At 34.1% G+C, this 422-nt stretch carries 1 protein-coding gene; it reads right to left on the bottom strand.

The genetic code is table 11. The features are described 5' to 3' along the window. On the bottom strand, nt 1-239 hold a 239-nt coding region (locus ACYVTD_RS17100; protein ID WP_461248842.1), incomplete at its 3' end, for a UvrD-helicase domain-containing protein. Between the last annotated feature and the right edge of the window lie 183 nt (nt 240-422).

The following is a 422-nucleotide window of genomic DNA, read 5'->3' on the forward strand; positions in this document are numbered from 1 at the left end:
CCTTTATTCATTCTATTCCGTTTTTCGGCAAGAAGAAAAAGAATGTCTTTTTGCAGTTCATTGTTATCCTGAAATTCGTCTATCATTATTGACTTAAAAGTATCTTTTTCGTTGCGTCTTATGTCTTCCTGTTCAATAAGTATGGTTCTTGAAAGACTTGCCACATCACGGAATGTAAGAACGCCTTCCGTCCGTTTTCTGCCAATATAGCGTTTTTGCAATCTATCAAGTAAAGACATTATCGAAATAAAAAATCCCGCCTGCATGCAAGAAGTTGTCAAAGAAGAAAAAGAGTCGTAAAGACTACGGAGCAATTCGATATTTTTCTTTACTGGATTATCGGACTTTTTACCACCCCTTAAACTTACGCTTTTTATATCATTTACAAAAAATAAAAAATCTGCAAAAGATTTTTGTAAGGG

This window comes from Treponema sp. R6D11 (assembly GCF_054786075.1).